Here is a 6856-nt window from a genome sequence, read left to right as displayed (position 1 = left end):
ACCACCGCAGAGTTGACAGAGCCGTTTTTATTGTTCTACTTCCACAAAGCAATATTTTTATCTGGCGCTAGGATAAACAATATTTGTACCAATAACTTTGGCCTTTCAAATCTTAAAATTCCTTGGCTGCTGCTTCTACTTTGCTAAGAAATTCAGACAAGAATTCTTCTGCCTTTTCAGGCTGATAAGCATGGCCTTCGACACTCAGAGAACTAAAATCTGTCCCGATAAATTCAAAAATCGCTTTCATATATTGAGTGCCTGTATCTTGTCCATTATAAAAACCACCGCTGGCTTGTAGATACAGTACTTTCTTGTCTGTTGCCAAACCTTTCGGGCCTTCTTCCGTGTAACGGAAAGTTTTACCCGCAACATTGACTGTATCAATCCATTTTTTAAGGCTAGCAGGAACCATAAGGTTCCATAATGGACTAGCAATGACTACTTTATCTGCTGAAAGGAATTGCTCTGTAAAGGCACCAAAACGTGAAACTTTATCTTGTTGTGATTCAGATAGGGCAGTAAATTCTACACCATTCTGCATGGCAATGAAAGCCGAAGCCATGTCTTGATCAATTTCAGGGATATTGGCTGAGAAGACATCGAGCACTTCTACCTCATCTCCTGCATTTGCGGCTTTATAAGCAGATACAAAAGCATCCAAACCTTTGATTGAGAAGCTGTCTTCAGCTGTCAAAGGATGCCCTTTTACAACAAGTAATTTCGTCATCAATAAATCCTCCAAGATTTTATTTAATTTACATATGTAAACAATATTACTTTATCATTATATCAAAAACATTTTTGAAAGGCTATAATTTTAATATGTGAAATTCAGCACAAATCTGTAAACGTTAAAACCACCTTGAAAAATGTCAAGATGGCTTTTGATTTTAGTGGCGAATTAAATAATCAAATGCACCCAAAGCTGCAGTAGCACCACTTCCCATTGCAATAATAATTTGTTTATAAGCAGAGTCTGTACAGTCTCCCGCAGCAAACACGCCAGGAACATTAGTAGCCCCTTGCTTATCGACGATAATTTCGCCCCGTGCTGTACGGTCAACAACACCGTCAAGCCATTCAGTATTTGGTACTAGTCCGATTAAGATAAAGACACCTGACAGTTCAAGAGTTACCTTTTCTTGTGTTTCGCGATTGACATAGTCTAAACTTTCGACCTTGCCCTTACCATGAATAGCTTTTGTTTCGACATTGGTCAGAACAGTTACGTTGTCCAGAGAATACAGCTTTTCTTGTAAAACTTTATCGGCTTTAAGCTCTGGTAAAAACTCTAAAACAGTCACGTGCTCAACTACACCAGCTAAGTCAATGGCTGCTTCAATCCCAGAATTTCCGCCCCCAACTACGGCAACTTTTTGGCCTGCGAAGATTGGTCCATCACAGTGTGGACAATAAGCTATTCCTTTATTTTTGAATTCTTCCTCTCCCGGAATTCCGAGTGAACGCCAGCGTGCTCCAGTTGATAGTACAACTGTTTTAGACTGAAGAACTGCGCCATTTTCTAGTGTCACTTCAAGCAGATCTTTTTTCTCTAATTTCACCGCCTTTTGTGTTTTCATAATGTCTGTAGGATAAGATTTTACATGTTCTTCAAGCTGTGCGACCAGCTTAGGACCTTCAGTATAGGTTGTGCCGATAAAGTTTTCAATACCTAAGGTTTCTAATGGCTGACCACCAAATTTTTCAGCTAAGATACCCGTACGTATTCCTTTACGCGCTGCATAAATAGCTGCACTGGCACCTGCTGGTCCACCACCAACAACAAGAACATCGTACGGTTCTTTCTTATCAAATTCTTCACTGCCGGCCTCACCAAGGAGTTTGTTTAAAATCTCTTCAAGGCTCATACGACCACTTGAAAATTCTTCACCGTTAACAAAGACTGTTGGGACTGCCATCACACCTCGAGATTTTACTTCTTCTTGGAACATGCCGCCCTCAATCATCGTGTGTGTAATATTTTCATTAAGTACACTCATAATATTCAGAGCCTGTACAACGTCTGGACAGTTATGGCAAGTCAAGCTGACGTAAGTTTCAAAGTGATAAGGCTTATCTATAGCTTGAATACGTTTTTTAAGGTCTTCTTCAATCTTAGGTGCGCGACCACTAACTTGCAAAAGCGCCAAAACGAGTGAATTAAATTCATGCCCTAAGGGAATACCGGCAAAGGCAACACCTCGCATCTCGCCCTTACGTACCACAGCAAATCCAGGAGCTTTTACCAATTTTGCTTCCTCGACACTTATACGAGGTGACATCTCCGCAATCTCATTGACAAAATCACGGACTTTTTTACCGTTCGTATCATTTTCATCTGCTTTTACGCGCAAGGCGATATCATTTTCTAAAAGTTCTAAATATTGCTTAAGTTGTGCTTTAAGATTCTCTTCTAACATTTTTTCTTTCCATTCTTTTTAGCTTAAAAAAGGCGAGTAAGCTACTTCGCCTTCTTAAATTAAATCTTACCAACCAAGTCCAAGCCAGGTGTCAGTGTTTCGGCATTTTCTTTCCATTTTGCAGGACACACTTCTCCTGGATGATTACGGATATACTGTGCTGCACGCACCTTGTCTACCAACTGGCTCGCATCACGACCAATCCCATCTGCTGTAATCTCTACAGCTTGAACGACTCCGTCTGGGTCAATGATAAATGAACCACGTTGTGATAAACCAGATGTTTCATCTAAAACATCAAAAATACGAGAAATTTTTTGGGAAGGATCAGCAAGCATTGGGTATTCTACTTTCCCGATAGCTTCACTGTGTTCATGCCACGCAGCATGGACAAAGTGTGTGTCTGTTGAACATGAATAAACTTCAACACCTAGTTCTTTAAGAGTAGCGTATTGTTCTTGCAAGTCTTCTAGTTCTGTTGGACAAACAAATGAGAAATCTGCAGGATAAAATACAATAACATTCCATTTTCCTTTAAAATCATCTGAATTGACCGTTAAAAATTTCCCATTTTGGTAAGCTTCAGTAACAAATGGTTCAACTTCTTTTCCGATTAGTGACATAGATTTTCTCTCCAATTTTTCTATTATTTTTTGTTCCCTAATAATTATTACAAAATGCTGAGTGTTAGTCAAAGAATCTGTTCATAATTTCGGAACAAATGAAACCGCTTAATGCTTCTGAATTATTACACTCTTGCTTTATAACCGTAAACAGCACTTTTGTGATTGAGAAAAGGATAATTGATAATGTTCTGATTATTTTATAAAACAAAAAATCCCGCTAGGGGAAAAATTTTATCTTGCAGTGAATGCTAAGTACTTATCTAACATAAAGGGGCGTAAATAGGCTGTTGCACTACTTGTAGGAAGAATTTCTTCTGAAAGGGAAATACCAAGCTCATTTTGGATATATTTTCTGCGTTTCTGAATTCTATGCCAGATTTCGGGATACATTTGACGGATGTCAGCTCTTAGTTTTTCATCTGCTAAGAAAATACCACTTTCACAGCTTACGCCGGCATATCCCTGTACAGAAGGAATGATATCAATTTGGAAAAGCATTCCGCTCTTCAACTTTTCTGTTGACGCTGGATAAATAGGAGAGCTCAGCCATTCTTCGTCAGCTATCAGATGCCCTGGATTTAAGGTCCAACCATATTTTTCTTTGGGGAGAACTTCTTCGACTTTATTATACAGGTCTTGGCCTAACATTCCGATTTTAACTGTTTCCAACCATGTTTTCACAGCATTAAAATAAGGTTTAGCTACAACTTCCAAATAATCTTTTTCAGCATCAGGTAACTCTGAAAGTTTGCTTACAGCATATCCGCCTCTACTTTGAAGACCTCCCTTATAACCTGTTGTCATAGACAGTCTATCGCCTTTTTTGATAACTTTAGACCCCGGATAGATATTCGCTTTTTCAAACCGCTCACCAGTAGCCATAATTGTAACAACACTATGATCCTGACCCAGATCAGAGAGACTCTTCGCAACTTCCATCTCTGTCTTTCCAACCTCCACTTGATCCATTGTCTGCAAAATACAGCGCCCTGCTAATGCTGCGCCAAACTCATAATGCGCAAATTCATTAGCATTGTTTCTAGTGCGTATGCCGCCTTCACCAATGAAAAGTTGTGTAGCATTTTCCATTAATACCTTGGGATATAAATTTTTTAGAGCCTGAACCAGATAGTAAGGAAGTTCAAAAAGTTGGGCATTATCTTCCGTGAAACTGGTGAAATTTTTCCAGCCTACAAGACCAATTTTCTTTGAATTTTCCAAAGCACATTGACCCAAAATTTCCTCCACTGTTCCTTTTTTAGGCATGGGCTGATTAGGCAAGGAAAAATGTGGCATGTGTATGGCTTTAGCTAAAAGTCTTGCCTTACTTGCTTTATTCAAATTCTCATTGCCCAATACCATGTAAACCTCACCAGTCACATGAAGAATGAGTAGTGCTTCTTCAAAACGTGGAAGAAAACCTGTTAAATATTCAAAGTTACTCCCATGTTCCAGATCAGCATAAATAACCAAACTGTCATAGCCTTTTTCTCGCATTTTTCCGAGTAAAGCAGTTTTTCTAAAAGCCATCGTTTCATCAGTCAAGGAAACTGGACTTAACTTGTTTTCAATAGCTGGGGCTTTAATCTGCTTAAGCTGAATCAATTTTCGCTCCTTTTTGTAAAAATAAGAATTGCCTAAAAAAGCAATTCCGTACTTAGTGATATTAATTTTTTAATTCTTTTAAAACAGACTTTAAATGTGAAAACTGCGAAGGCTCGGACAAGGAAACTGTCATTTCCCAAGCTTTTGTGCCTTCCTCAACTGCTAAAGAGAGAAAGATACGCTGAAAATGTGAGAGTGCCTCAGAATGAACGAGGTAATCAATCTCTTCTGGGGACAAAAAAATCTGATTTCGCTGAATTGCCTTGTTCAAATAGCGGAGCCAAAGCCGTGCATCTCCTCTAGATTTTTTAGCAGCAGCTTCAAAGTATTCTTTCCAACTCATTTATAACAACCTCAAAAGTTCTGGTTTTTCTCGTAAATAATTTTTCAAAGCCTCTTTGCCATAAGCGATACTGTAGGCTTCTAAAACAACTGCAGGATCGGATGTTCCTTCCGAATAATTTTCCAACAAATCAAGTAAAGTATCTGGACTTTCTATTTTTAATTTTTTCATGATTTGTGCAATATCAGGAATGTCCTTCTCTCTTCCCGCCTGAATCTTATCAATCAAAACAGATTGAAGTGAAGAGAGATAAACTTCAAGATGGCTTGCCTTAAAAATCAAGACCCTATCCTGTTCAGAAAAAGACATGATTTGTCCAATCGAATGACTTAGCCAAGGCTCGTTCACAGTTCCTACATGAAATTCTTGGCCAATCTCTGCAATAATTTCTTCTACTTTGGAAGTGGATTCATAGAAAGCATCGATATCTTCAGTAGCTTTTAAACCGTGATACTCAAGCACAAAGCCACCCACACATTGTAAATTCAGATGGATGTCATTTTCTGACAGCTTTTCATTCAAACGTGTAAACAACTTATCATAATTCATAAATCATATACTTTCTTTTGAAATCTCTCCTTTTGATTATAGCATATAGCAGCGTATAAAAAAAGAGTTTTTTATCTTTTAAAACAAAAAAACACCTTTTGGCGTTTTAATTCCTTATTATTTCAAATGCAGTTTGTAAGTCTTCTAACAAGTCGTGAATATCTTCAATCCCTACAGACAAGCGGATTAATCCATCTTTGATGCCCACTGCTTCTCGAAGATGTTTTGGTATTGAAGCATGTGTCATTACCGCTGGAACCTCAATCAAGCTTTCAACACCACCCAGTGATTCTGCCAAAGTAAAATATTTTAGAGATTCGACAAAATATTTTACTTTACTTTCATCTTGGAGCTCAAAAGAGAGCATTCCGCCAAATCCTGACATCTGTTTAGAGGCAATTTCATATCCAGAATCTGTAGAGAGTCCTGGATAGTAGACTTTGCTCACTTGTGGGCTTTTCTCCAGAAATTCTGCAATTTTCTGGGCATTCGTTGCGTGAGCTTCCATACGAAGTGCTAAAGTTTTTATTCCTCGCTGAACCAACCAACTGTCTTGCGGTCCTAAAACACCCCCGATAGAGTTCTGCATAAAACCAATACGCTCTGCCAAGTTTGTATCGTTTGTTGTTACCAAGCCTGATACCACATCCGAATGTCCTCCCAAATACTTTGTTCCTGAATGAAGAACGATGTCTGCCCCCAAACTTAAAGGGCGCTGAAAATACGGCGTAGCAAAAGTATTGTCTACAATTGTGATAAGATTATTTTCTTGTGCAACTTCTGTAAGTTGTCGTATATCTAAAATCTTCATCAAAGGATTTGAAGGTGTTTCAAAATAGAGGGCTGTGGTGGTAGGCTTTATCGCCTTGTTTAGTGCAGAAAAATCTGTTAAATCAACCAGATCATACTCTAGCCCAAAGTTCTGCATGACTTTGTCCATCAAACGGAAAGTACCACCATAAACATCATTGCCCATAATGATATGGTCGCCTGCCTTAAAAATTGAGAGAACAGCATGAATCCCTGCTAATCCTGAACCGAATGCAAAACCGCGCACGCCTCCTTCTAAATCTGCAATAAGTGATTCTAGAGCATGACGCGTTGGATTTCCCGACCTTGAATATTCATAAGCTTTGGGCTGTCCTAGTCCCTCTTGCTTATAGGTTGATACTTGATAGATTGGGACTGAAACAGCTCCGCTGGTAGCATCTTCACTGATTCCCCCATGAATCATTTTTGTTTTTATCTTCACCTCTGATAGAGTCCCCTCTCTTTAATTATTCATTCATTATAATACAGTTTATTTCTTT

Annotated in this window: 7 protein-coding genes; all 7 read right to left on the bottom strand. The window is 38.7% G+C overall.

Annotated elements, in window-relative coordinates; genetic code table 11:
* Positions 1-112 precede the first annotated feature (112 nt).
* Positions 113-730, bottom strand: a complete 618-nt coding sequence (locus tag B4H39_RS03210; RefSeq protein ID WP_251420634.1) for an FMN-dependent NADH-azoreductase — start codon at positions 728-730, stop codon at positions 113-115.
* Between the two features lie 163 nt (positions 731-893).
* A complete protein-coding gene (ahpF, locus tag B4H39_RS03205; protein ID WP_251420632.1) occupies positions 894-2423 on the bottom strand; it encodes an alkyl hydroperoxide reductase subunit F in 1530 nt (509 codons plus the stop codon).
* A 59-nt stretch (positions 2424-2482) separates the two neighbouring features.
* Positions 2483-3046 carry an alkyl hydroperoxide reductase subunit C gene (gene ahpC, locus B4H39_RS03200; protein WP_251420630.1) on the bottom strand — a complete coding sequence of 188 codons (564 nt, stop codon included), beginning with the start codon at positions 3044-3046 and terminating at the stop codon, positions 2483-2485.
* A gap of 234 nt (positions 3047-3280) precedes the next feature.
* The gene (locus B4H39_RS03195) at positions 3281-4654 is read right to left on the bottom strand and encodes a M24 family metallopeptidase (RefSeq protein ID WP_251420628.1); all 1374 of its coding nucleotides are present in this window, start codon (positions 4652-4654) and stop codon (positions 3281-3283) included.
* 61 nt (positions 4655-4715) lie between these two features.
* Positions 4716-4997 carry a hypothetical protein gene (locus B4H39_RS03190; RefSeq protein WP_251420626.1) on the bottom strand — a complete coding sequence of 94 codons (282 nt, stop codon included), beginning with the start codon at positions 4995-4997 and terminating at the stop codon, positions 4716-4718.
* The gene (locus tag B4H39_RS03185) at positions 4998-5546 is read right to left on the bottom strand and encodes a DUF6036 family nucleotidyltransferase (RefSeq protein ID WP_251420623.1); all 549 of its coding nucleotides are present in this window, start codon (positions 5544-5546) and stop codon (positions 4998-5000) included.
* A gap of 106 nt (positions 5547-5652) precedes the next feature.
* Positions 5653-6798: a cystathionine gamma-synthase gene (locus B4H39_RS03180; protein ID WP_271327898.1), complete on the bottom strand. Its 1146-nt coding sequence runs from the start codon at positions 6796-6798 to the stop codon at positions 5653-5655.
* Between the last annotated feature and the right edge of the window lie 58 nt (positions 6799-6856).

This window comes from Lactococcus sp. UBA7128 (assembly GCF_002492185.1).
Classification (GTDB): domain Bacteria; phylum Bacillota; class Bacilli; order Lactobacillales; family Streptococcaceae; genus Lactococcus; species Lactococcus muris.
This window is presented reverse-complemented; position numbering and strand designations above follow the sequence as displayed.